Below are 24,083 nucleotides of genomic sequence, written 5' to 3' on the forward strand. Positions count from 1 at the left end.
ACCCGCGGCGCGCTCAGCTCACCCCATTCCGCGTCAGGATCATCTCCATCGCCTCGGCAAAACCGTCCTGCTCGTTGCTTGCAGTGACATGCGTCGCCTCGTCCTTGACGTTGTCGGCGGCGTTGCCCATGGCGATCGAGGTGCCGCTGACGCGGAACATGGCGAGATCGTTCTGCATGTCGCCGATGGTGGCGACCGCTTCGGTGGCAATGCCGAGGCGCTTTGCCATGGCCTGGACGAAAGTACCCTTGTCGAAGCCGGGCGGGGTGATGTCGAGATAGTAGGTCTGCGAGCGCACCGCGGTGGCTTCGCGGCCGAGCGCCTCCTGCATCGCTTTCTCGCAAGCCGCGAGCCCCGCGGCATCGCCACTGGCGCCGACGATCTTGCAGGCGCTCGCAAGATAGGGCGAGAAATCGGACACGATGGTGGGGTCGGCACGGATCGTGTGCTGTTCGTGGGCGACGTAGCTGCCGCTGGGATTGTCGATCAGCCATTTGTCGGTGGTGAACAGCCAGATGTCGGCGCCGAATTCGCGGAGGATCCGCAAGGACCGCTCGGCCGCGCTTGCGGGAATCAGGTGCTGCTCGACCGGCCTCATCTCGGGATCGATGATCGAGGAGCCGTTGAACGGGCCGACCGGGAGCCACAGCGCCAGCGGCTCGATCAGGAAGCGCATGCCGATGGCGGGGCGGCTGGAGGTGATGGTGAAGCCGATGCCGGCCCGATGCAGCCGCTGCACCGCGCTCCTCGCGCGTTCGGTCAGCGTCTTGTCCTTGGTCAGCAGCGTGCCGTCGACATCGGAGACCACGAGTGAGATTTGCGTCATGGCAGGACCTTCGGTATCGCGCCGCCCAGCTTCAATTGCCGCACCACGCCGTCCACGATCGCTTCGACGGATTCGTCGATCGAGACGGTGACGACGTGCTCGCTCGCCTCCGGCGGTTCCAGCGTGTTGAATTGGCTCGTCAGCAACTCGGGCGGCATGAAGTGGCCCTTGCGGTGCGCCAGCCGCTCGGCGATCAGCTCCTTCGTGCCCTTCAGGAAGACGAAGCGCACGTCGTCGCGACCACGCAGCAGCACGTCGCGATAGGTATGCTTCAGCGCCGAGCAGGCGATGATGACGTGCTCGCCGCGTTCGCACACCAGCGCGATCTCGTCGGCGATGGCATTGAGCCAGGGCCAGCGGTCTTCGTCGGTGAGCGGGTGGCCGGCCCGCATCTTCTCGACATTGCTGGCGGGATGAAAGCTGTCGCCGTCCTCGAAACGCCAGCCGAGCCGTTCGCCGAGCGCCTTCGCAACCGTGCTCTTGCCCGAACCCGACACGCCCATCACGATCAATGCACAAGGTGCTTCAGCGCGGCCCACGAATTTCCTCCGGAAGCGCGGCCCTGTCGACCAGCCAGACGGTCTCGCCATTCGAGCGCGCGCGCAAGGCCGGCAGATTCTCGCCGTTGAGGAGGCGCGTCAAGATCGGTTGCTTGTCGTGCCCGGCAATCTCGAACAGCATCTCGCGGCAGGAGGCCAGAACGGGCAGGGTGAGCGAGACCCGCGGCACGAAGGGCGCGACATTGGCCTTGGCGACACCGACGACCCAGCGTCGGGTCTCTTCAATTTCGGGATACCCCGGAAATAGCGAGGCGGTATGGCCGTCGGGCCCGGCGCCCATCAGCACGAGATCGAACAGTGGGCGCTCCGGATCGAGCTGGTCTGCGCCATAGAAGGCCTGCAGCTCGCGTGCGTAAGCGTCAGCGCCGGCATCCGGATTCCCGGCCGCGGTCGGAATCGGGTGGATATGGCCGGCTGGCGCATTGCGATCGAGAAAGATCGCGCGCGCGACGGCCATGTTGTTGAGGGGATCGCTCTCGGGCACGAACCTTTCGTCGCCGATGAACCAGTGCACGCGGTCCCACGGAATCCTGCCGCGCCACGCGTCGCTGCCGATCAATTGGTAGAGCTTCTTCGGGCTGGAGCCGCCGGTGAGGCAGATCGCGATCCGCCCGGGATTCGCCGCGAGCCGCGCCATCACCCGTTCGGCCGCGGCGCGGGCAAGAGCTTCGGCATCAGCTTCGACGATCAGCTTCGGCTGGTCGGCCGCCGCCATCACGAGTACTTCCGCCAGCTTCGCCCGTCGCGCCGCAGCAGCTCGTCGGCGCAGGCGGGGCCGTCGCTGCCGGCTTCGTAGGTTTCGATGCCGTTGCTGCCGGCGCTTGTCCAGGCGTCCAGGAACGGCTGCACCGCCTGCCAGCCGGCTTCGACGCCGTCGGCGCGCTGGAACAGGATGTTGTCGCCGATCATGCAGTCGTAGATCAGCGTCTCGTAGCCGGTCGAGGGATCGGCCTGGAAATAGTCGCCGTAGCGGAATTTCATCTCGACGCCGTCGATGGTGACGCTCGGCCCGGGGATCTTGGCGTTGAACTGAAGTTCGATAGTCTCGGTGGGCGCGATGCCGATGGTGAGGAAATTCTGCGACAGGCGGTCGACCGCCGTGCCCGAGAACATCGACAGCGGCGCCTGCTTGAACTTGATCGCGACTTCCGTGCGCTTGTGCGCCAGCGCCTTGCCGGTGCGCAGATAGAACGGCACGCCGGCCCAGCGCCAATTGTCGATCATCAGCTTGAGCGCGACATAGGTCTCGGTGGTGCTGCCGGGCTTGACGTCCGCGGTCTTGCGATAGTCCGGAATCTCCTCGTCGCCGATGCGGCCGGCGAGATACTGCGCGCGCACCGAGCTCCTCAGCGCTTCCTCCCGGCTCGGCCGCTGGATCGCCGTGAGCACCTCGGCCTTCTCTGAACGGACCGAATGGGCATCGAAGCGCGTCGGGGGCTCCATCGCGACGAGGGACATCAGCTGGAACAGATGGTTCGGCACCATGTCGCGCAACGCGCCGGTGGCATCATAGAAGCCGCCGCGATGGCCGACGCCGAGCTTCTCCTCCACGGTGATCTGGATGTGGTCGATGTGGTTGCGATTCCAGATCGGCTCGAACATGCCGTTGGCGAAGCGAAGAACCAGGATGTTCTGGACCGTCTCCTTGCCGAGATAGTGATCGATCCGGTAGATCTGGTGTTCGTCCATGATCTTCAGGAGCTCGGCGTTGAGCGCGCGGGCCGAGGCGAGATCGGTGCCGAACGGTTTTTCGATGACCAGGCGCCGCCAGGTGCCGTTCTCCTTCGTCATGCCGGCGCGGCCGAGCTCGCGCGCGGTCGGCGCGAAGGCGGCGGGCGGGGTGGCGAGATAGAACAGCCGGTTGCCGCCGGTCTCCTGCGCGCATTCCAGCGAATCCAGATGCTCGCGCAGGCGGTCGAAGGAGGGCGGATCCTTTGCGTCGGCCTCGACGAAGGTCACGCATTCCAGCAGCTTCTTGGCGATGTCGTCGTCCACGGGCCGCGTCGCGAACTGACGCAGTCCCTTCAGCAGGCTGTCGCGCAGCTCATCATCCGACTGGCTCCTGCGGGCGACGCCGACGACACAGAATTTTTCCGGCAACAGGTGCTCGGCCGCCAGATTGTACAGCGATGGCATCACCAGCCGATGGGTGAGGTCGCCGGTCACGCCAAAGATGACGAAGGCGCAATTTTCCGGCTTGCGCTTCGCTTGCGGGTCTTTTGTCACGAATTGTCGGCCTTCGCTTGTTACGTCTCGCTTGATCTCATTTGGGCTTCGCTGCGCCCGACTGTTTCGGCTCCTTGTGACCGCCGAACCCTGCACGCATCGCAGAGAGAATTTTTTCGGCGAAGGTGTGTTCCTTGCGGGAACGGAAACGTGTGTAGAGCGCCGCAGTCAAGACTTCGGCAGGCACTGCCTCGTCGATCGCGGCATTCACGGTCCAGCGACCTTCACCGGAATCTTCGACGAAGCCCGAGTACTCCGACAGCTGGGGGCTGTCGGCGAGTGCCGTCGAGGTGAGGTCGAGCAGCCAGGACGGAATCACGCTGCCGCGCCGCCACACTTCGGCGATGTCGGCGAGATCGAAATCGTAGCGGTGATCCACCGGCAAAGCCTCGATGTTGGCATTCTTGAGAATGTCGAAACCTTCGGCATAGGCCTGCATCAGGCCGTATTCGATGCCGTTGTGGATCATCTTGACGAAGTGCCCGGCGCCCACTGGGCCGGCATGGATGTAGCCCTGCTCGATGCGGGGATCGCGGCCCTCGCGTCCTTCCGTGCGCGGAATGTCGCCGGCGCCGGGCGCGAGCGCGGCGAAAATTGGATCGAGCCGGTCGACCACCTGCTTCTCGCCGCCGATCATCATGCAATAGCCGCGGTTGAGGCCCCAGACGCCGCCCGAGGTGCCGACGTCGACATAGTGGATGCCGCGCTCCTTCAGAGCCTTGCCGCGGCGGACGTCGTCCTGCCAGAAGGTGTTGCCGCCGTCGATGATGACATCGCCTGCCTGCATCACGCCCGCGATCGTCTCGATCGTCGTCTCGGTGATGCGTCCTGCGGGCAGCATCACCCAGGCCGCGCGCGGCCGCTCGAGTTTCGCGACGAATTCTTCCAGCGTCGCCGAGCCCACCGCTCCGTCGGCCGCTAGGCCCGCGACGGCCTTGGCGTCCTTGTCGTAGACCACGGTCGAATGTCCCTGGCGCATCAGGCGGCGAACGATGTTGCCGCCCATCCGGCCGAGGCCGATCATGCCGAGTTGCATGTGCACTGTTCCCTTAGTTCAGCGCGTCGTTGAGCGCCGCATTGAGCGCCGCGAGGCCTTTCTTGAGCCCGCCCTTCAGGTGCACGCGCAGCGCACGCCGGCCGCGCTCGGTGAGCACGTCGAAATCGCCGCGCGCCTGCGCCGTCTTGATGACACCAAAGCTGGCCTTCTGACCCGGCACCGGCAGATCCTTGGCATCGTCCGCCGTGATCTGGAGGAACACGCCGCTGTCGGGACCACCCTTGTAGGCCTGCCCGGTGGAGTGCAGGAAGCGCGGCCCGAACTCGGCGCAGGTCGCGACCTGCCGCTTCTCGCGCACCTCCAACCGCATGGCCTGGAGCGCGTCGATCGTCGCCTTGTCGCGCGCGATGTAGCCGAGCAGGGCGACATAGTCGCCGTGGTTCGAGCGGGAGAGATGCGCCTTCAGCCAGGAGGTGAGATCGCCATTGGCGCCGGCCGCGCGCAGCGCCGTGGCGTTGGCCTCGTCGGTGTAGAGGTCTGCCTCGTCCGTGCTGACCACCGGCTGCTCTTCCGGCAGCGCACCGGTCTTCTCGAACGCAGCAGTGAGCTCGCGGGTCTTGATCTTGGCCGCTTCCACGTCCGGCTGGTCGAACGGGTTGATGCCGAGGATCGCGCCTGCAACCGCCGTCGCCATCTCGAAGCGGAAGAACTCCTGGCCGAGATGGTCGATCGACTTCATGACGATGCGCACCACGGGATGACCAGCCGCCTCGATCGCGGCAAGCTTGGAATCATGGGCGGCGTCCGCTTCGCCGTCGACACGGATGTCGATGAAGAACCGGTCGTTGCCATAGACGCCGGGCTCGCCGAGCGGCTCACCCTCGATCGGGATCAGGCCCTTGCCCTCCTTGCCGGTGGACTCCGCGATGAGCTGCTCGGCCCAGGCGCCGAAATCGGCGATCTTCTTCGAGGCCAGGATCGTCACCTTGTCGCGGCCCTCGAGGCCTGCGAGGCCCATGGCGAGGCCGAGCTGCACCCCCGGGTTCTCGGCTGGCGGCACGTCCGGGCCGCAGGAGCGGGCCATCGCAAGCGCATGCTTGATGAAGGTCTTGACATCGACGCCCGCGGTCGCCGCCGGCACCAGGCCGAAGGGCGAGAGCACCGAATAGCGGCCGCCGATCGAGGGCTCGCCGTGGAAGATGCGCGCATAGCTCAGCTTCTTCGCCGCCTTCTCCAGCGACGAGCCGGGATCGGTCACGGCGATGAAGCGATGGCCGGTCTTCACCTTCGGCCCGACCGCCTGCGCGACGCGCGCGTGGAAATAGTCCTTCATCGCATTCGGCTCGGTGGTGCCGCCGGATTTGCTGGAGACGATGAACACGGTGTTGGCGATGTCGATCCTCGCCTCCATCGCCCGCACCTGCGCGGGGTCGGTGGAGTCAAGCACATGCAGTTTCGGGAAGCCGGGCTTCTTGCCGAAGGTCTCGGCCAGCACCTCGGGCCCGAGACTCGATCCGCCCATGCCGAGCACCACGGCATCGGAGAATTTCTGACCCTTCACGCGGCCTGCATAGTCCACGTAATCGGCAATGTCGGCCTTGGCCGCGCTGTCGAGCCAGCCCAGCCATTTGTCCTCGTCTGCGCCGGTCCAGACCGACTTGTCACGCTGCCATAGTCTGCGGATCTTGGCCGAGGCGCGCCAGTTCTCGGTGCTCTCAGCCAGGGCCTTGCCGAGCCCGTCGCCGAGCGAGAGCTCCTGGCGGTCGAGTGCGGGCCCGAGCACGACCGCGCGCTTGTGGGCGACGGCGCCGTAGAGCTTGTCGGCGGCATCCGCGAACAGCTTGACGCCGTCCTTGACCAGCTCCTCGGTGATCGCCTCGAGCGAGATGCCGGAGCGCTCCAGCTCCTCCAGCACGCGCGTTGCGTCGTCGATGTTCTCTTCCAGGCTGTCGCGCGGCTTGCCATGGTCGCGGAACGCATCAAGCGTCGCCGGTGGCACCGTGTTGATGGTGTTGGGGCCGATCAGCTCCTCGACATAGAGGACGTCGCTGTAGTCCTTGTTCTTGGTGCCGGTCGAGGCCCACAGCATGCGCTGCGGCTTGGCGCCCTTGGCGGCGAGCTTCTCCCAGCGCGGCCCCGAGAACAGGCGCTTGTAGTCCTGATAAGCGAGCTTGGCATTGGCGATCGCGACCTTGCCCTTGAGCGCGGCGAGCCGTTCCTTCTCGGATGGATCGTTGGCGCGCGCGATCTTCTCGTCGAGCTGCTTGTCGACAACCGAGTCGATGCGGCTGACGAAGAAGCTTGCCACGCTCGCGACATGCGAGGGGTCACCGCCGCCCGCGACGTATTTTTCGAGACCGGCGATGTAGGCTTCAGCCACCTCGAGGTACACCGCCTTGGAGAACAGCAGCGTGATGTTGATGCTGATGCCGTCGCCGATCAGCTGCTCGATCGCCGGGAGGCCCTCCGGCGTTGCCGGCACCTTCACCATCAGGTTCTTGCGACCAACGTCCTTCCAGAGCCGCCGCGCTTCAGTGACCGTGCCGGCGGTGTCCATCGCGAGATAGGGCGAGACCTCCAGGCTGACATAGCCGTCGCCGCCCTCGAGGCGGTCATAGACGGGGCGGAGCACATCGGCGGCGTTCTGGATGTCTTCGACCGCGACCGCCTCGAACAGGTCGGCCACGCTCCGGTCGCCGCGCTTCAGCGCCTTGCCGATCGGAGCATCGTATTCGTCGGAGCTGCCGATCGCCTTCTCGAAAATCGACGGATTGGAGGTGACACCCTTGACGCCGTCGGTGTCGATCAGCCGCTTCAGGTCGCCCTTGGCGATGAAGCCACGGGCCAGGAAGTCCAGCCAGACCGCTTGTCCGTGCTTTTCCAGTTCTTTGACGGGATTCATGATGCCTATTTATCTCCAAGCCTGCGGACGAGGGGTTTCCGCGCCGGTCCTGACGCGCTATCCTGTAGCTTACATGCTCCCGGGAGGGAACCAATCAAGGGTATGAGGGTCATACTCTCCGGTGTAACTCCGTCGCGATCATGGCGATCCAGGCGGGCGGTTGTGATGTTGTGTGGCCGCAAATGGCCATGCTGGGAAACACACGCGCGTCCGTCGTGAAGATTTGGCGCTGGCCGTCGCCGACAGCCAGCAACGGTTTGCGTGTGCGGTCAGCGTCGACGCATCGCACGATCTCCAAATTCCAGTCGATGCGACTGCGGCTGCTGGTCGCGGCGGGCCTTGCCATGATCTTGCTCAGCGCAAGCCTCGCCATCGACTGCCGGGATGGTCTCGGCGACGGCGAGACGACGATGACTATGTCGGCATCGCGCCAACATTTCGGTTGAAGAATGCAGCAGCCGCAGGATGATCGCATCGTCATCCGGTCGGAGCGCCTGGCGACCGATTTTGATACACTGCTGCACGCTTGCCGCGACTGTCACGCGGCCAGAAGCCCGCGCACTGCATTGCAGCAGGAAGATGAACGCGGTCCCCAAGGCTTCGAGGTGCAGGCGTCGCCGTACAAGGCTTCGCCGTACAAGTGTCATAAGATCGCCGCTCCGGGATCGCTATGCTGCATTGCCGGATGAGCCGACCCCCGGGAATGCCCGGATGTTGCGACCGAGTGACATTTTCTGGAAATGAGCCAATATAGACAAAGATTCGCACAAATTACAGGCATGTGCCTGTTCGTAACTCATGGAGTGCCTACGTTGTGCGTTGCGTCGAGTTGGCACCCGGGTGTCCAATGATCGTCATGTGCTCACGCTGATTCGAAACGGCCTGAGGAACGGTCCGGTAACTGCTTTCGTTTCAGCTTGTGGCGGAACTCACGCGGAGAGGGATCATGTACAACGATTCTCTATTCAACGCTTTCGCTCGGTCGTTCGAGGCGAGAAGCCAGCACGACATGTCGATGGCGGAATATCTGGAATCGTGTCGAAGCGATCCCATGAAATACGCGAACGCGGCCGAACGACTGCTAGCGGCGATCGGTGAGCCCCAGACGATTGACACGGCCAAGGACCCACGCCTTGGCCGTATTTTTTTGAACCGCACCATCCGCACCTATCCGGCCTTCGCCGGCTTCTACGGCATGGAAGAAACCATCGAGCGCATCGTCGGTTTCTTTCGCCACGCGGCGCAAGGTCTCGAAGAGCGCAAGCAGATCCTCTATTTGCTCGGCCCGGTCGGCGGCGGCAAGTCCTCGCTCGCCGAGCGGCTGAAGTCGCTGATGGAAGTGCAGCCGATCTACGTGCTCAAGGCCGGCGACGAGCTCTCGCCCGTGTTCGAGAGCCCGCTCAGCCTGTTCGATCCCGATCAGCTCGGTCCGATGCTGGAGGAGAAGTACGGCATTCCGCGCCGTCGTCTCACCGGCCTGATGAGCCCGTGGTGCTACAAGCGGCTCGAGGCCTTCGGCGGCGACATCTCGCAGTTCCGCGTCGCCAAGATTCAGCCATCGCGGCTGCGCCAGATCGCGATCGCCAAGACCGAACCCGGTGACGAGAACAACCAAGACATCTCCTCGCTGGTCGGCAAGGTCGACATCCGCAAGCTCGAGACCTACGCCCAGAACGATCCCGACGCCTACAGCTATTCCGGCGGCCTCAACCGCGCCAACCAGGGCGTGCTCGAGTTCGTCGAGATGTTCAAGGCGCCGATCAAGATGCTGCACCCCCTGCTGACGGCGACGCAGGAAGGCAACTACATCGGCACCGAGAATATCGGGGCGATTCCATTCACGGGCGTGATCCTCGCGCACTCCAATGAAGCGGAGTGGGCGAGCTTCAAGGCCAACAAGAACAACGAGGCCTTCATCGACCGTATCTGCGTGATCAAGGTGCCCTATTGCCTGAGGGTCACCGAGGAGCAGAAGATCTACGAGAAGCTGATCCAGGGATCCGAGCTCGCGTCGGCTCCTTGTGCACCGTCGACGCTGGAGACGCTGGCGCGGTTCTCGGTGATGTCGCGCCTGCGCAAGCACGAGAACTCCACCCTGTTCGCCAAGATGCGGGTCTATGACGGCGAGAGCCTGAAGGAGTCCGATCCGAAGGCGCGCAGCGTCCAGGAATACCGCGACGCCGCCGGCGTCGACGAGGGCATGGACGGCGTCTCGACCCGCTTCGCCTTCAAGATCCTGGCCGCGACCTTCAACCACGATCCGCAGGAGGTCGCCGCCGACGCCGTGCATCTGATGTACGCGCTGGAGCAGGCGATCCGCCGCGAACAGCTGCCGGAGGAGACCGAGAAGCGCTATCTCGAATTCATCAAGGCGGAGCTGGCGCCGCGATATGCCGAGTTCATCGGTAACGAGATCCAGAAGGCCTATCTCGAATCCTACTCGGATTATGGCCAGAACCTGTTCGATCGCTACGTCGACTATGCCGACGCCTGGATCGAGGACCAGGACTTCAAGGATCCCGACACCGGCCAGCTGCTCGATCGCGAGCTTTTGAACCAGGAGCTGACGAAAATCGAGAAGCCGGCGGGTATCGCCAACCCGAAGGACTTCCGCAACGAGGTGGTCAAATTCTCGTTACGGTCGCGGGCCCAGAACGGCGGCAAGAATCCGACCTGGACCTCCTATGAGAAGATTCGCGATGTGATCGAAAAGCGGATATTCTCCCAGGTCGAGGACCTGCTTCCGGTCATCTCCTTCGGGTCGAAGAAGGACGGCGAGACGGAGAAGAAGCACGGCGAGTTCGTCGCACGCATGGTGGAGCGCGGCTACACCGAGCGTCAGGTTCGCCGGCTCGTCGAATGGTACATGCGCGTGAAGCAGGCCGGTTGAGGCGCCTGGGAGGCGAATGGAAAAGTGCCCATCCACATTATTGACAGGCGCCTGAATCCAGGCGGCAAGAGTCTTGAGAACCGCCAGCGGTTCTTGCGTCGGGCCAAGTCCCTGGTGCAGGGCGCCGTCAAGAAGACCTCGCAGGAACGCGACATCAAGGACGTCCTGGAGGGTGGTGAGGTCACGATTCCGCTCGACGGCATGCACGAGCCGCGTTTCCGCCGTGAAGGCGGAACGCGGGACATGGTCCTGCCCGGCAACAAGAAGTTCGTCGAAGGCGACTATCTGCAGCGCTCCGGCCAGGGCAGCGCCAAGGATTCCGGCCCCGGCGAAGGCGACAGCGAGGATGCCTTCCGCTTCGTGCTCAGCCGCGACGAGTTCGTCGATCTGTTCCTCGACGATCTCGAGCTTCCAGATCTCGCCAAGCGCAAGATCGCGCAGACCGAGAGCGAGGGCATCCAGCGCGCCGGCTACACCATGTCGGGCTCGCCCGCCAACATCTCGGTGAGCCGGACGGTGAAGCTCGCGCTCGCGCGCCGCATTGCGCTCAAGCGTCCCCGCAAGGACGAGATCGAAGAGCTGGAAGCGGCGATCGCCGCATGCACGGACGAGGCCGAGCGCACGGAGCTGGTCGCTGAGCTCGAGAGGCTGAAGGCGAAGTCCAAGCGCATCCCCTTCATCGATCCGCTCGATATCCGCTACCGGCGCTTCGAGACGGTGCCGAAGCCCGTCGCGCAGGCCGTGATGTTCTGCCTGATGGACGTCTCCGGCTCGATGTCCGAACACATGAAGGATCTGGCCAAGCGCTTCTACATGCTGCTCTACGTGTTCCTGAAGCGCCGCTACAAGCATGTCGAGATCGTCTTCATCCGCCACACCGATCGCGCCGAGGAGGTGGACGAGCAGACCTTCTTCTACGGCCCGGCCTCGGGCGGCACGCTGGTCTCCAGCGCGCTCCAGGCGATGCACGAGATCGTGCGCGAGCGCTTCAACCCGTCGGACTGGAACATCTACGCCGCGCAAGCCTCCGACGGCGACAATTCCTATTCCGACGGCGAGCTCACGGGGCTCCTGCTGACGGAGAAGATCCTGCCGGTCTGCCAGTTCTTCGCCTACCTCGAGGTCGGGGAAGCAGGCGGCAGCGCCTTCGATCTCTCCGACTCTTCGCTGTGGACGCTCTACGAGCGCCTGCGCAACAGCGGCGCTCCGCTCTCGATGCGCAAGGTCTCGGAGCGCAGCGAGATCTTTCCGGTGTTCCACGACCTGTTCCAGCGCCGCGAAACTGCCCAGGAGAAGACCGCTCCATGACGGAACGATTGTTCGAAGGCGCCGATTGGGATTTCCGCACCTTGCAGCGCATCACCGATGCCTGCGAGGAGGTGGCGTTGAAGGATCTCGGGCTCGACGTCTATCCGAACCAGATCGAGGTCATCACGGCCGAGCAGATGCTGGACGCCTATTCCTCGGTCGGCATGCCCTTGTTCTACAAGCATTGGTCGTTCGGCAAGCACTTTGCCTTCCATGAGGCGTCCTATCGCAAGGGCCTGATGGGGCTCGCCTATGAGATCGTGATCAACTCCTCGCCCTGCATCTCCTATCTGATGGAGGAGAACACGGCGACGATGCAGACGCTGGTGATCGCGCACGCGGCCTTCGGCCACAACCATTTCTTCAAGAACAATTATCTGTTCAAGCAGTGGACCGATGCCGACGGTATCCTCGATTATCTCGACTTCGCCAAGAACTACGTCATGCAGTGCGAGGACCGCTACGGCCGCATCGAGGTCGAGCGCACGCTCGATGCCGCGCACGCGCTGATGTCGCACGGCATCGACCGCTATCCCGGCAAGAAGAAGCTCGACCTGCGCGCCGAGGAGAAGCGGGCAGGGCGCCGCCGCCAGCACGAGGAGGAGGTCTTCAACGATCTCTGGCGCACGGTGCCCAAGGGCGTCGCCAAGAGCCGGTCCACGCTGAGCATCGAGCGCCGCCGCAAGCTGCTCGGCCTGCCGCAGGAGAATTTGCTCTATTTCCTGGAGAAGAGCGCGCCGCGGCTGGCGCCCTGGCAGCGCGAGTTGCTCCGCATCGTCCGCCACATCGCGCAGTATTTCTATCCGCAGAGCCAGACCAAGGTGATGAACGAGGGGACAGCCACCTACGTTCACTACCGCATCATGACCCAGCTGCATCAGCAGGGCCGCATTACCGACGGCAACTTCCTCGAATTCCTGGGATCGCACACCAACGTCGTGTTCCAGCCCGAGTTCGACGATCCGCGCTTCTCGGGCTTCAACCCCTATGCGCTCGGCTTCGCCGTGATGCAGGACATCGAGCGCATCGTCACCAGGCCGGAGGACGAGGACCGCGAATGGTTTCCGGACATCGCCGGCAAGGGCGACGTCATGGGCGTGCTGCGTGACGTCTGGGCCAATTACCGCGACGAGAGCTTCATCGGCCAGTTCCTGAGTCCCAAATTGATGCGGCACTTCCGCATGTTCCATCTGCACGACGATCCCGAGGAGCGCGCCGGCATCCGCGTCGATGCCATCCATGACGAGCGCGGTTTCCGCCGCGTTCGCCGCGAACTGGCGCGGCAGCATGATGTCGGCTTCATCGACGCCAACATCGAGGTGGTCGACGTCGATCTTTCCGGCGACCGCCGGCTGATCCTGCATCACCACGTCATCAAGGGCTCTCAGCTCAACGAGACCGACGCCAAGCGCGTGCTCCAGCACCTCGCCGATCTCTGGACCTACGACGTGGCGCTGATCGAGGTCGATGCCAACGACAAGGTCCTGCGCGAATACGTCGTGAGCCCGCGCCCGATCCCGGCGGCGGTGGCGTGACGGGGGCTGGCTGCGTGGAGCACTACGCGAGATGCGCGTTGATGTGTGGCTGTTCTAGGCCGACCGCTTCTTGGCCGGCTTCTTCTTCGACCCATTCAGCTCCACAGCGGCGCGGATCAGCGCCTTCAACGCCTTCTCGTTGATCTCATCGCCCTCGCGAATATCGATCGCGCGCCGCACGTTGCCGTCGAGGCTGGAATTGAACAGCCCGGCCGGATCCTCCAGCGCCGCGCCCTTGGCGAAGGTCAGCTTCACCACCTCCTTGTAGGTCTCGCCGGTGCAGATGATGCCGTCGTGCTCCCACACGGGAACGCCGCGCCATTTCCACTCTTCGACCACATCTGGATCGGCCTCCCTGATCAGGCCGCGGATACGTCCCAGCATCTCGCCGCGCCAGTCGCCGAGTTCCTTGATCCGGCCGTCGATCATCTTGGAAGGCGAAGCCGCACTCGCGTCCTTCGCGCCAGTCTTTCTCGCCGTCTTCATCATCACGCCTCGTTCACGCGGGTGCCGCGGCGGATATAGGGCAGCGCGAACAGATAGAGCCCGGTCGCAAGCAGCGGGATCAGCGGCACCAGCGCCAGAAACCCGATCCACACGGCCTGGACCTGCATGATCATCGCCACGATGTTGGCGCTAACCGCAAGCGTGAAGGCCATCGACAGCCAGCGATGAATCTGCCGAATCCACATATGCGTGCTCATTGGGTCCTCCTTCGAAACTTATTAAAGCTGGCGCCGGCGGAGCTAGCCTGCCCGCGCCAGCACCTCGTCCAGCTTGGCCAGAAACTGCTTCCAGCCCGCATGCGCGCCGCCAAAAGCCTGCTTCTGCGTCGGGCTGAAGCCCGCCTGCTCGACGCGAAGATGCGTACCGGCGTTCGTCGGCGTCAGCGTGAAGGTCACCACGCTCTTCAGGTCGAACGCGGCGTCCTCATGCGAGAAATTCCAGGTGTAGGCGAGCGTCTTCTGCGGCTCGATGGTGAGCACCTCGCAGTCCAGCACGCCGCCCCATTCGCCGCGCAGGTTGAAGCGGTGGCCGACGACCGGCTTGAAGTCGTTCTTCATCAGCCATTCCTCGATCAGATGCGGCTGCGTCAGCGCGCGCCAGATCCGTTCAGCCGGAACGGCAAATTCGCGCTCGATGACGACTGAACGCTTCTGGGTCGCGGTTTCGGTCATTGGTCCATCCTCTTCAGGAGATCGTCGAGCGCGTCGAGCCGGATCTGCCAGAAGGAAGCCATCTCGCCGGTCCAGTCGATCAGTGGATTGAGCGCACCGGGCCGCGCGCTGTAATGGGTCTGGCGTCCCTCGTGCCGGTCGCGCACGAGGCCAGCCTGCTTCAGGGCCCCGAGATGTTTCGACACCGCCGGCTGCGACACCCCGGATCGTGCCGTCAGCGCCCCGACCGTCTGCTCCCCCTCGCGGCACAGCCGCTCGAAGATCGCCCGACGGGTCGGATCGGCAAGCGTCCGGAACAGGAGGTCGTGGGCGGCGGACATGGGCAATCCATAACTGGGAAGTTATGGATAAATGCATAACTGGTGAGTTATCGGTGAGTCAAGTGCGACAGGAGGCTACGGCCATGGCTGGCGCAGCCCTCTCCGCGTCATTGCGAGGAGCCCTTGCGACGAAGCAATCCAGTCTGTCTCCGCGGAGAAAGTCTGGATTGCTTCGCTGCGCTCGCAATGACGGAGAATGTGGCGCCGTTTTCCGCAAACCCTACGGCCGCAGATACAAATATCCCTGCGACTGCAGTTCGGCCAGCCGAACCACGCCGCCGTTCTCCGCGCTGACGAAGCCGGGCAGGAGCTCCTTCAGCGTGACGTTCTGGGCTTTCATCGTGTTGCCGCAGGCGGCGAGCTCGACGCCGTCCCTGGAGAACTCGCCGACGCGCTTGCTGACATCGGGACTGGCCTGTGCCGAGTGAAACGCCTTCAGCGCCGGGCCGTGGATCACCAGCGCCAGGGTCACGTGCTCGGGACCACCGACGCCATCAATGTGGTTCTGGATGTTACCGAGGACGAAATTGACCTTCTCGGCATCGCTGAGATGATAGACGACCTTCAGCTTGTTGCCCGAGCCGGCTTCCGTCGCAGCTTTCGCGCTGGAGGCGCCCAGCGCCGCACCCAGGGCCGAGACGGCGCTCCACAAGATGTTCCGCCGGTTCATGGCGATCTCCTTCGGCTGGACTGAGTTCGCGCGACAGATATCACTTGTGGCGCAATGCGGCGAGTTCCTTGCGGTCGGTCACGAGCGAGGCGCACTCGCTGTTGTCGGTACGGTCGAGACGGAAAATCCTGTCGTCGGCGCCGGCGACCAGCGATTGCTCGGCGTCGTCGTCCGGCTTGTTGTTCTGCCAGACCCTGATCCGCTCGAGGCGGACGATCGCGGACTTGCTGTCCCTGGACAGCGCCATCTCGATCCCGCCGCCTTCGCAGTCCACGCCGCAGCCCAGGCGGACCTCGTCGCCCTGACTGAGAAGCACCGCGTGGCTGCCGCACGAGCCGCTGGAGTCGAAATCGCCGGAGCGATGGCGATAGCGAAAACCCAGACGGAACGAGTTGTGCAGCTGCTTGTCCTCGTTGTCGATTTCCGCCGAGATCAGCAGCTTCATGGAAGCCACCTTCTGCTTGGGATGCCGCGCCAGATGCTCGGCATCGTAGCGACGGACGAAACAGGCATAGGACTTGTTGCTGGCCGTCCCCGCATAGAGCCGCGCATTAAAGGCGTCGACTTCGGCCTTTGTGGTCTCCCGGACCTTGTCGGCCTCATCGGCGTGGACGACGCCGGTCAGGGCCGCGAAAGCTAGGGCAGCAATGAGGGGGAGCTTCATGAGGGCCTCGGGCGGGTGACAGCAGCACAACAGAACGGCTGTCCGTTAGACGCCGGCGAGAAGCACGCCGTTCAGCATTCGCACGTCATTCGCGTGAGCATCGCGCAGGGATCAAGGCCGGTGGCCACTGGCCGGGCCTTAGTCACTGCTGCGATCAAGAAGGTTCAATGGGCGCAGCTGCCTGGCTCTTCGGAACCCGACGCCGGCGATCGCTGCGACATTGTCTCGGTTCGTCAATGTGATAGCTTTCACAGACGGCCGCGTTTGGCAGTCGTAAGCTGGGGCTGCTTTGCAAGTTTCTGGAGTCCCCCGCATGGGCGAAATTCGCAACTTCAGATCCGGAAATCAGGATGAGCCGCCGCCCCACAGCGGAGTGCCTCGTCGACTCGCCGCGATCATCGTCGGTGACATCGCCTCCTACAGTCGGTTGATGCAGGCCGACGAGGAAGGCACGCATGTTCGCGTCAAGCGGATCGAGCGGGATCTGATCCAGCCCAGCATCATCGAGCACCATGGAAGCCTGGTGAAGACGACCGGCGACGGCTTCATCGCCATCTTCGACAGTCCCGTGGAGGCTGTCCGATGCAGCATCGTCATCCAGCAGAATCTCATCGGTCGGAATGCCTCGCTTCCCAAGCATTCCCGGCTCGAATATCGGATCGGCGTCAATCTTGGCGATGTCATCGTCGAGCCGGACGACATCTATGGCGACGGCGTCAACATCGCCACGCGCATCGAGGGCATCGCGGAACCGGGGCAGGTCTACATCTCCGGTGCGATCTACGAACAGATCAAGCACAAGGTCGTGTGCGGCTATGAGTCGCTCGGAGACCGCAAGGTCAAGAACATCACCGATCCCGTGCGCGTCTATCGCGTGCTCCCGGATGCCGATGCAGTCGGCAAGACAAGAAGCCGGCGCGAGAACACGCTGATCTTTCTCCTAGGCCTCACGCTGCTCGTCATGGCCGCCGGCGCGCTCTGGTATATGCTGGCACAGCCTCAGGGCAGGGTGGGCGAGCAGATCGCAATGCCGGCCGCTTCTCCTGCTCCATCTCCGGTCCCGCCAGTGCCGCCGCGCGATGCGGCGACGCAGGCGCCGCAACCGTCTCCCTCATTGGCTTCGGCGCCTTCATCGCCCGCACCGGCGCCGAGCCCGTCCTCGACGCCGATACGCGAGCCCGAAATGATCGCGATTCGCGGCGGCAGTTTCGCGATGGGAAGCAATGATGATCCGACCGAGCGTCCCGTCCACCAGGTCACGGTCAAGCCGTTCTCGATCGGAAAATATCCGGTGACGGTGCGGGAGTGGAACGACTGCGCGGCTGCGGGCGCGTGTGGTTTCACCGCGAACGGCAAGGACGATGCGCCGGTCAGCAACGTGAGCTGGACTGACGCGCAGCAATATGCCGCCTTTCTGTCACAGGCGACGAAAAAGCAGTACCGGCTTCCAAGCGAGGCCGAATGGGAATACGCGGCCCGCGGCGGAACGCAAACCAAGTATTGGTGGGGCGACAAGCTTCAGCCGGGCATGGCTGGATGTAAGGATTGCGGCGACCTCGCGGCCGAGCAGCCTGCGAAGGTGGGCAGCTTCAAGCCCAATCCATTCGGTCTCCACGACATGGGCGGCGGCATCGACCAGTGGGTCGAGGACTGCTGGCACAAGAACTATCAGGGAGCGCCGGTCGACGGTTCGGCATGGACGAGCGGCGACTGCTCATCGCACGTCCTGCGCTCGGGCTCCTGGAAGAACGATTCGAGATACGTGCGGCCGTCCAACCGCGATGGCTATGATACCAATGTCCGTTACCCCACGCATGGATTCCGTGTCGCGCTCAGTCCCTAAAGCATGATCCGGAAAAGTGCGCAGCGGTTTTCCGAAAGGATCATGCTCAAACAACAACGGAAGGCGCGATGACGATCATCCTGATCGCATCGCGCTTGGAGCTGGAGTAGGTTTGATGAAAGTCATTTGCTGCGCCGCGCTGGCGGCGGCGCTCGCATTTCTGCCGGGCGCTGCCTACTCTCAGGGCAAGGCCGCTCCCAAAGACGCAAAACTCTATTTCATCACCCCGCAGGACGGGCAGAAGATCCGTGGTGGGTTCTGGGTCCGGTTCGGCCTGCGCAACATGGGCGTGACGCATGCCGGCGATGATTACCAGAACGCTGGTCATCATCATTTGCTGGTCGACGTCAAGGACACCATCGATCCCAAGGAGCCGATCCCGCAGGACAAGTCCCATCTGCATTTCGGAGCAGGACAAACCGAGACTTTTCTCGAGCTTCCGCCCGGCACGCACACGCTGCAGCTGGTGCTCGGCGATGCGAAGCACTATCCGTTCGAACCGCCCGTCGTGTCCGACAAGATCACCGTGCGAGTCAGGCAGCCAGGTACGGTCCGGCGCCGATGATCACCGCAGGCTGGCGTTGATCTTGTCCAGTACTGCCGAGCCCGGGCACAGCGTGTCCGCCTCCAGCGTGTTGAGCGGCGTCTCGACCGTGTTGAGATGCTCGTGCAGGTCTTCGGCGTCGGGGTCGACATAGAGCAGGCCGGTGACGATCTGGCCCTTGGCGGCATGCTTCTGCAGGAAGGTCATCGCCCCCAGACGGTCATGCGGATCGTAGTCGGCGTCGATCTTGCGCAGCGCGATCTTGCTGCCGTCGTGCTGCTCGACCACCTGCACCGTGCCCGGCGCGTAATCGACCGCGATCGGATCGCGGCCGACCAGCACGTCGAGCCGGTTCACCGCGTCGTTGTGCTCGCGGACATAGTCGAAGCTCTTGGTCGAGCCGGCGTGGTTGTTGAAGGCGATGCAGGGGCTGATGACGTCGATGAAGGACGCGCCCTTGTGGCCGATCGCGGCGGCGATCAGCGGCACCAGCTGGCTCTTGTCGCCGGAGAACGAGCGCGCCACGAAGGTGGCCCCGAGCTGCAGCGCGATGGCGACGAGGTCGATCGCGTTGTCGGTATTGGTGACACCCTTCTTGCTCTTCGAGCCGCGGTCGGCGGTGGCCGAGAACTGGCCCTTGGTCAGGCCGTAAACGCCGTTGTTCTCGACGATATAGGTCATGTTGACGCCGCGCCGGATCGAATGCGCGAACTGGCCGAAGCCGATCGAGGCGGAATCGCCGTCGCCGGAGACGCCGAGATAGATCAGGTCGCGGTTGGCGAGGTTGGCGCCTGTCAGCACGGATGGCATGCGGCCGTGCACGGAATTGAAGCCGTGCGAATTGCCGAGGAAATAGTCCGGCGTCTTCGACGAGCAGCCGATGCCGGAGATCTTTGCCACCCGGTGCGGCTCGATCGAGAGCTCGTAGCAGGCCTCGATGATCGAGGCCGTGATCGAATCGTGGCCGCAGCCCGCGCACAGCGTCGAGATCTTGCCCTCGTAGTCGCGGTGGGTGTAGCCGAGCTCGTTCTTCTTCAGGCCCGGATGGTGGAATTTCGGCTTTGCGATATAGGTCATGACACGGCCTTGCGGAGCGGGGTCACCTTGAGGTGATCCTGGTGGTCGCCAATGGCTTTTGCGATGAAGCGGGCGGTGATCGGCGTGCCGTCGTAATGCACGATGGGCACCAGGCGGACGGGATCTATGCCGTTCTCGTTGACGATGAGCTGGCGCAGCTGGCTGTCGCGGTTCTGCTCGACGACGTAGACGAAGTCGTGCTCGGCGAGGAAGCTCGCCACGCTCGAGTGGAACGGAAAGGCGCGGATGCGCAGGCGGTCCAGCTGATGCCCGCGCGCCTCGAGCAACCCGATCGCCTCGTCCATCGCCGGCGAGGTCGAGCCGAAATAGATCACGCCATACTTGGTCGGACGCTCCGCATTGGCCTGCAGCGGCCGCGGTACGAGGTCCTGCGCCGTCTCGAACTTGCGAACGAGGCGCTGCATGTTGTCGGCGTAGACCGTGCCTTCCTCGGAGTATCGCGCATAGCGATCACGCGAGGTGCCGCGGGTGAAATAGGAGCCCTTGGTCGGATGCGTGCCGGGATAGGTGCGGTAGGGAATGCCGTCGCCGTCGACGTCGAGATAGCGGCCGAAGTCGCGACCCTCTTCAAGCATCTCCGCGGTCATGATCTTGCCGCGGTCGTACTGCCGGGCGTCGTCCCATTTCAGCGGACGGGAGAGCCGGTGGTTCATGCCGATGTCGAGATCGAGCATCAAGAAGATGGTGGTCTGGAGCCGCTCGGCGAGATCGAAGGCGGCGGCCGCGAACTCGAACGCTTCGGCGGGATCTTCCGGAAACAGCAGCACATGCTTGGTGTCGCCATGCGAGGCATAGGCGCAGGCGATGATGTCGCATTGCTGGGTGCGGGTCGGCATGCCCGTAGAGGGGCCGGCACGCTGGATGTTCATGATCACGGCCGGGATCTCGGCGAAATATGAGAGGCCGATGAACTCGGTCATCAGGGAGATGCCGGGGCCGGAGGTCGCGGTGAAGGCGCGGGCCCCGTTCCAGGACGCGCCGATCACAATACCGATCGAGGCGAGCTCGTCCTCGCCCTGCACGATGGCGTACTTGGCCTTGCCGGTTTCAGGGTCGTGCCGGTACTTCTTGCAATGGGCGGTGAAAGCCTCCGCCACCGACGATGACGGCGTGATCGGATACCACGCGCACACGGTGGCGCCGCCATAGACTGCGCCGAGCGCGGCGGCGCTGTTGCCTTCGATGAAGATGCGGTCACCGACCTTGTCGGACTTCTTCACCCTGAGCCCGATCGGGCATTTCAGGTTCTGCAGCGCCCAGTCGCGGCCGAGATGCAGCGCGTGGACGTTGGAGGAGAGTAATTTCTCCTTGCCCTTGTATTGCTCCCCGATCAGCTGCTCGATCAGTTTCGGGTCCATGTCGAGCAGCGCACTGAGGCTGCCGAGATAGATGATGTTCTTGAACAGCTGGCGCTGGCGCGGATCGGTGTAGGTCGAGTTGGTGATCGCGGTCAGCGGCACGCCGATCACGGTGATGTCGTCGCGGAATTTGGTCGACGGCATCGGCTTGGTGGAATCGTAGAACAGATAGCCGCCGGGCTCGATGCCGGCGACGTCCTTGTCCCAGGTCTGCGGGTTCATCGCCACCATCATGTCGACGCCGCCGCGGGCGCCGAGATGGCCGTCTTCCGTCACCCGCACCTCGTACCAGGTCGGCAGGCCCTGGATGTTCGAGGGGAAGATGTTGCGCGGGGACACCGGCACGCCGTGGCGTAGGATCGCGCGCGCGAACATCTCGTTGGCGCTGGCCGAGCCCGAGCCGTTGACGTTGGCGAAGCGGACGACGAAGTCGTTTACGCTGCTGATCGGCTTTTTGTCGGACATGTCGAACCTGCGTGGGTCATCTCGATCAAATATTTCTGCATGTCCCAGGCGCCGGTGGGACAACGCTCGGCGCACAGCCCGCAATGCAGGCAGACGTCCTCGTCCTTGACCATCACCCGCCCGGTCTTGAGATCGCTGGACACGTAGAGGTCCTGGTCCGGATGCAGTGAAGGCGCCTTCAGGCGCCGGCGCAGGTCGCTTTCCTCGCCGTTGCCCGTAAAGGTGATGCAATCCATCGGACAGATGTCGACGCAGGCATCGCACTCGATGCAGAGCGAGGTCGAGAACACGGTCTGCACGTCGCAGTTCAGGCAGCGATGCGCTTCGCCCAGCGCGAGCTTGACGTCGTAGCCGAGCTCGACCTCGGCGCGGATGTCCTTGAGCGCGACGACCTTGTCGCGATGCGGCACCTTGTAGCGCTTGTCGACGGAGATGTCGTTGTCATAGCTCCATTCGTGGATGCCCATCTTCTGCGAGGAGATTTGCACCTCCGGCAGCGGACGCTCGCTGATATCCTCACCCGACAGCATCTTGTGGATCGACAGCGCGGCGTCATGACCATGCGCGACCGCCCAGATGATGTTTTTGGGGCCGAACGCGGCGTCGCCTCCGAAAAACACCTTTGGATTGGTCGAGGCGAAGGTCTTCGGATCGACCTTCGGCATGTGCCATTTGTCGAACTCGATGCCGCAATCCTGCTCGATCCAGGGGAAGGCATTCTCCTGGCCGACCGCGACCAGCACGTCGTCGCAGGGAATGGTCTGATCGGGATCGCCTGAAGGCACCAGATTGCGGCGGCCTTTGGCGTCGTATTCGGCTTTGACGTGCTGGAAGGTGACGCCGATCAGCTTGCCGGCGACGTGCTTGAATGCCACCGGGACCATGTAGTTGAGGATCGGGATATCCTCGTGGATCGCGTCCTCCTTCTCCCAGGGCGAGGCCTTCATCTCGTCGAAGCCGGAGCGCACGACCACGGTGACTTTCTCGCCGCCGAGCCGGCGCGCGGTGCGGCAGCAGTCCATCGCGGTGTTGCCGCCGCCGAGCACGATGACGCGCTTGCCTATTCTGTCGACATGGCCGAACGACACGTTGGCCAGCCACTCGATGCCGATATGGATGTTGGCGGCGGCCTCTTTCCGGCCCGGAATATCGAGCTCGCGGCCGCGCGGCGCGCCGGAGCCGACGAAGATCGCGTCGTATTTTTCCGAAAGCAGCGCCTTCATGCTCTCGATGCGATGGCCGCCCTTGAAGTCGACGCCGAGGCCCAGGATGTAGCCGGTCTCCTCGTCGATCACCGAATTGGGCAGGCGGAATTTCGGGATCTGCGTGCGCATCATGCCGCCGGCTTCCGGGTCGGCGTCGAACACGGTGCAGTGATAGCCGAGCGGCGCGAGGTCGCGCGCCACCGTCAACGACGCGGGGCCACCGCCGACCAGCGCAATACGCTTGCCGTTTTTCGGCGCAGGCCTTGGCAGTCTTTGTTTGATGTCGTCCTTGAAGTCCGCGGCGACGCGCTTGAGGCGGCAGATCGCCACCGGAGTCTCCTCGACGCGTCCGCGCCGGCATGCCGGCTCGCAGGGACGGTCGCAGGTGCGTCCCAGAATTCCGGGAAACACGTTCGACTTCCAATTGATCATATAGGCGTCGCTGTAGCGGCCTTGGGCGATCAGTCGGATGTATTCGGGAACCGGGGTGTGCGCAGGACAGGCCCATTGGCAATCGACCACTTTGTGAAAGTAGTCGGGGGCCGCAATATCGGTCGGTTTCATTCCTACCCTGTCCGCGCAGGCTCAAAGACCCCGCGGCCTTTTTTGTTTGAGCTTGGCGGACGCTTAACGCGTCTCAATCTGGTTTCTGAATGACGTCATTGGGTTAGCTTATTAGAACCGTTCCGAAGTACAACGACAAATTTGCGCAGGTCCTCGCTTTCATGGGAGCCACGCGCGCATGGCATTCATGACCGCGCGCGATGCGCGTGCGGTGCAACATGTTGCGATGCGGATGCTGGTTCAGCCGCGCGCGATATCGCTTTTCGCGAGGTCCCACATGAGGCAGTAGGTGCCGACCGAGATCGGAAGCGGGAAGGGCGCCGCCGCGGGACCGGTGAAGCGCTCGGCAATGACGGCGGAGACCGCGCCGACATGCGTGCCGTGGATCAGCACGAACCAGTCGCGTGCGCCCTCGTTGCGCGTCGCCGGAATTCCCGCCGTTGCGCCCGACAATTCCGGCTCGCTTTCGAGCAGATGCATGGAGATGATGCCGTCGTACGGATCCGGCGCCAGCTTCTCTTGCAGTGCATCACGCCACGCGCCGGCGTTGCCGGGCGTCGGCCGCAGCCGCACCAGGCCGAGCGCAGCGCCGCGTCCGGTGCCCTTGCTGATGGTGATGCGGGCGACGACGCGCAGCATGTCCTTGAAACGCGCCATGGTCTGCCGCGACCAGTCGGTCGGATTCGCAAGCCGCGCCCGGTAGGCAGGGCTGTCGAGCACGTCGAGCGCCGCGGTCGAATACAACGAGAGATATTTGGGATTGGCGGCATGCGCGACATAGCGCCGCGCTTCGAGGAAACCCTCGATCGCGACGCGCTCTTCCAGATGCTCGCGATCGTACCAGCGGTTGAAATCGGCCTCGTCGGCTGCATCGACATTCATCGACGTCAGCAGCATGCCCTTTCCGGCGAGCGGCATTCTTCTGTCCTC

23 protein-coding genes are annotated in these 24,083 nt (G+C 63.8%); 7 read left to right on the forward strand and 16 right to left on the reverse strand.

Annotated features, from left to right (window positions below; translation table 11 throughout):
* Positions 1 to 13 precede the first annotated feature (13 nt).
* From EHH60_RS27525 to EHH60_RS27550, 6 genes are read right to left on the reverse strand one after another with little or no spacing between them, the layout of a single operon-like run.
* Positions 14 to 826, reverse strand: coding sequence for an HAD family hydrolase (locus EHH60_RS27525; RefSeq protein ID WP_124162527.1), 813 nt, complete (start codon positions 824 to 826; stop codon positions 14 to 16).
* Positions 823 to 1,365 carry a gluconokinase gene (locus tag EHH60_RS27530; RefSeq protein WP_124162528.1) on the reverse strand — a complete coding sequence of 181 codons (543 nt, stop codon included), beginning with the start codon at positions 1,363 to 1,365 and terminating at the stop codon, positions 823 to 825. The genes EHH60_RS27525 and EHH60_RS27530 overlap by 4 nt, the downstream gene beginning before the upstream one ends.
* A complete protein-coding gene (pgl, locus tag EHH60_RS27535; protein WP_199752075.1) occupies positions 1,352 to 2,101 on the reverse strand; it encodes a 6-phosphogluconolactonase in 750 nt (249 codons plus the stop codon). The genes EHH60_RS27530 and pgl overlap by 14 nt, the downstream gene beginning before the upstream one ends.
* A complete protein-coding gene (zwf, locus tag EHH60_RS27540) occupies positions 2,101 to 3,612 on the reverse strand; it encodes a glucose-6-phosphate dehydrogenase (RefSeq protein WP_124162530.1) in 1,512 nt (503 codons plus the stop codon). Before zwf ends, pgl begins: the two co-directional genes overlap by 1 nt.
* Before the next feature lie 37 nt (positions 3,613 to 3,649).
* Positions 3,650 to 4,648 carry a phosphogluconate dehydrogenase (NAD(+)-dependent, decarboxylating) gene (gene gnd, locus EHH60_RS27545; RefSeq protein ID WP_124162531.1) on the reverse strand — a complete coding sequence of 333 codons (999 nt, stop codon included), beginning with the start codon at positions 4,646 to 4,648 and terminating at the stop codon, positions 3,650 to 3,652.
* Between the two features lie 13 nt (positions 4,649 to 4,661).
* The gene (locus EHH60_RS27550) at positions 4,662 to 7,511 is read right to left on the reverse strand and encodes a bifunctional transaldolase/phosoglucose isomerase (protein WP_124162532.1); all 2,850 of its coding nucleotides are present in this window, start codon (positions 7,509 to 7,511) and stop codon (positions 4,662 to 4,664) included.
* A 140-nt stretch (positions 7,512 to 7,651) separates the two neighbouring features.
* Between EHH60_RS27550 and EHH60_RS38705 the strand changes: the two genes are divergently transcribed.
* The 5 genes from EHH60_RS38705 to EHH60_RS27570 all read left to right on the forward strand — a co-directional run bounded on the left by EHH60_RS38705 (position 7,652) and on the right by EHH60_RS27570 (position 13,244).
* Positions 7,652 to 7,957, forward strand: coding sequence for a hypothetical protein (locus tag EHH60_RS38705; protein WP_349629083.1), 306 nt, complete (start codon positions 7,652 to 7,654; stop codon positions 7,955 to 7,957).
* Between the two features lie 3 nt (positions 7,958 to 7,960).
* A complete protein-coding gene (locus EHH60_RS38710; RefSeq protein WP_349629084.1) occupies positions 7,961 to 8,200 on the forward strand; it encodes a hypothetical protein in 240 nt (79 codons plus the stop codon).
* A 257-nt stretch (positions 8,201 to 8,457) separates the two neighbouring features.
* Entirely contained in the window at positions 8,458 to 10,401 is a 1,944-nt protein-coding gene (locus tag EHH60_RS27560; protein WP_124162533.1) for a PrkA family serine protein kinase, read from the forward strand.
* Positions 10,402 to 10,431: 30 nt separating this feature from the next.
* The gene (locus EHH60_RS27565) at positions 10,432 to 11,709 is read left to right on the forward strand and encodes a YeaH/YhbH family protein (protein WP_199752088.1); all 1,278 of its coding nucleotides are present in this window, start codon (positions 10,432 to 10,434) and stop codon (positions 11,707 to 11,709) included.
* The gene (locus EHH60_RS27570; protein ID WP_124162535.1) at positions 11,706 to 13,244 is read left to right on the forward strand and encodes a SpoVR family protein; all 1,539 of its coding nucleotides are present in this window, start codon (positions 11,706 to 11,708) and stop codon (positions 13,242 to 13,244) included. Before EHH60_RS27565 ends, EHH60_RS27570 begins: the two co-directional genes overlap by 4 nt.
* Positions 13,245 to 13,298: 54 nt before the next feature.
* Here the strand turns inward: EHH60_RS27570 and EHH60_RS27575 are convergent, their stop codons facing one another.
* The 6 genes from EHH60_RS27575 to EHH60_RS27600 all read right to left on the reverse strand — a co-directional run bounded on the left by EHH60_RS27575 (position 13,299) and on the right by EHH60_RS27600 (position 16,076).
* Positions 13,299 to 13,730: a DUF1801 domain-containing protein gene (locus EHH60_RS27575; protein ID WP_245454604.1), complete on the reverse strand. Its 432-nt coding sequence runs from the start codon at positions 13,728 to 13,730 to the stop codon at positions 13,299 to 13,301.
* Positions 13,731 to 13,732: 2 nt separating this feature from the next.
* Entirely contained in the window at positions 13,733 to 13,948 is a 216-nt protein-coding gene (locus EHH60_RS27580; protein WP_199752076.1) for a hypothetical protein, read from the reverse strand.
* 42 nt (positions 13,949 to 13,990) lie between these two features.
* A complete protein-coding gene (locus EHH60_RS27585; protein ID WP_124162537.1) occupies positions 13,991 to 14,422 on the reverse strand; it encodes an SRPBCC family protein in 432 nt (143 codons plus the stop codon).
* On the reverse strand, positions 14,419 to 14,742 hold the full coding sequence (locus EHH60_RS27590; protein WP_124162538.1) for an ArsR/SmtB family transcription factor: 324 nt from the start codon (positions 14,740 to 14,742) through the stop codon (positions 14,419 to 14,421). The genes EHH60_RS27585 and EHH60_RS27590 overlap by 4 nt, the downstream gene beginning before the upstream one ends.
* Before the next feature lie 220 nt (positions 14,743 to 14,962).
* The gene (locus EHH60_RS27595; RefSeq protein ID WP_124162539.1) at positions 14,963 to 15,412 is read right to left on the reverse strand and encodes a DsrE family protein; all 450 of its coding nucleotides are present in this window, start codon (positions 15,410 to 15,412) and stop codon (positions 14,963 to 14,965) included.
* A gap of 40 nt (positions 15,413 to 15,452) precedes the next feature.
* Positions 15,453 to 16,076 (reverse strand): hypothetical protein, encoded by a 624-nt coding sequence (locus EHH60_RS27600; protein WP_124162540.1) that lies wholly within the window; start codon positions 16,074 to 16,076, stop codon positions 15,453 to 15,455.
* Positions 16,077 to 16,389: 313 nt separating this feature from the next.
* Between EHH60_RS27600 and EHH60_RS27605 the strand changes: the two genes are divergently transcribed.
* Complete coding sequence (locus tag EHH60_RS27605; RefSeq protein WP_124162541.1) at positions 16,390 to 17,919, forward strand: SUMF1/EgtB/PvdO family nonheme iron enzyme; 1,530 nt, start codon at positions 16,390 to 16,392, stop codon at positions 17,917 to 17,919.
* 115 nt (positions 17,920 to 18,034) lie between these two features.
* Entirely contained in the window at positions 18,035 to 18,484 is a 450-nt protein-coding gene (locus tag EHH60_RS27610) for a DUF4399 domain-containing protein (RefSeq protein WP_124162598.1), read from the forward strand.
* Here the strand turns inward: EHH60_RS27610 and EHH60_RS27615 are convergent, their stop codons facing one another.
* The 4 genes from EHH60_RS27615 to EHH60_RS27630 all read right to left on the reverse strand — a co-directional run bounded on the left by EHH60_RS27615 (position 18,485) and on the right by EHH60_RS27630 (position 24,071).
* Positions 18,485 to 19,540 (reverse strand): 2-oxoacid:ferredoxin oxidoreductase subunit beta, encoded by a 1,056-nt coding sequence (locus EHH60_RS27615; RefSeq protein ID WP_124162542.1) that lies wholly within the window; start codon positions 19,538 to 19,540, stop codon positions 18,485 to 18,487.
* Entirely contained in the window at positions 19,537 to 21,384 is a 1,848-nt protein-coding gene (locus tag EHH60_RS27620; protein WP_199752077.1) for a 2-oxoacid:acceptor oxidoreductase subunit alpha, read from the reverse strand. The genes EHH60_RS27615 and EHH60_RS27620 overlap by 4 nt, the downstream gene beginning before the upstream one ends.
* Positions 21,354 to 23,153: an FAD-dependent oxidoreductase gene (locus EHH60_RS27625; protein ID WP_124162544.1), complete on the reverse strand. Its 1,800-nt coding sequence runs from the start codon at positions 23,151 to 23,153 to the stop codon at positions 21,354 to 21,356. Before EHH60_RS27625 ends, EHH60_RS27620 begins: the two co-directional genes overlap by 31 nt.
* Positions 23,154 to 23,393: 240 nt before the next feature.
* Positions 23,394 to 24,071, reverse strand: coding sequence for a DUF4286 family protein (locus EHH60_RS27630; RefSeq protein WP_124162545.1), 678 nt, complete (start codon positions 24,069 to 24,071; stop codon positions 23,394 to 23,396).
* Between the last annotated feature and the right edge of the window lie 12 nt (positions 24,072 to 24,083).

The sequence above is a fragment of the Bradyrhizobium sp. RP6 genome, from assembly GCF_003837805.1.
In the GTDB taxonomy this organism is placed as follows: Bacteria; Pseudomonadota; Alphaproteobacteria; order Rhizobiales; family Xanthobacteraceae; genus Bradyrhizobium.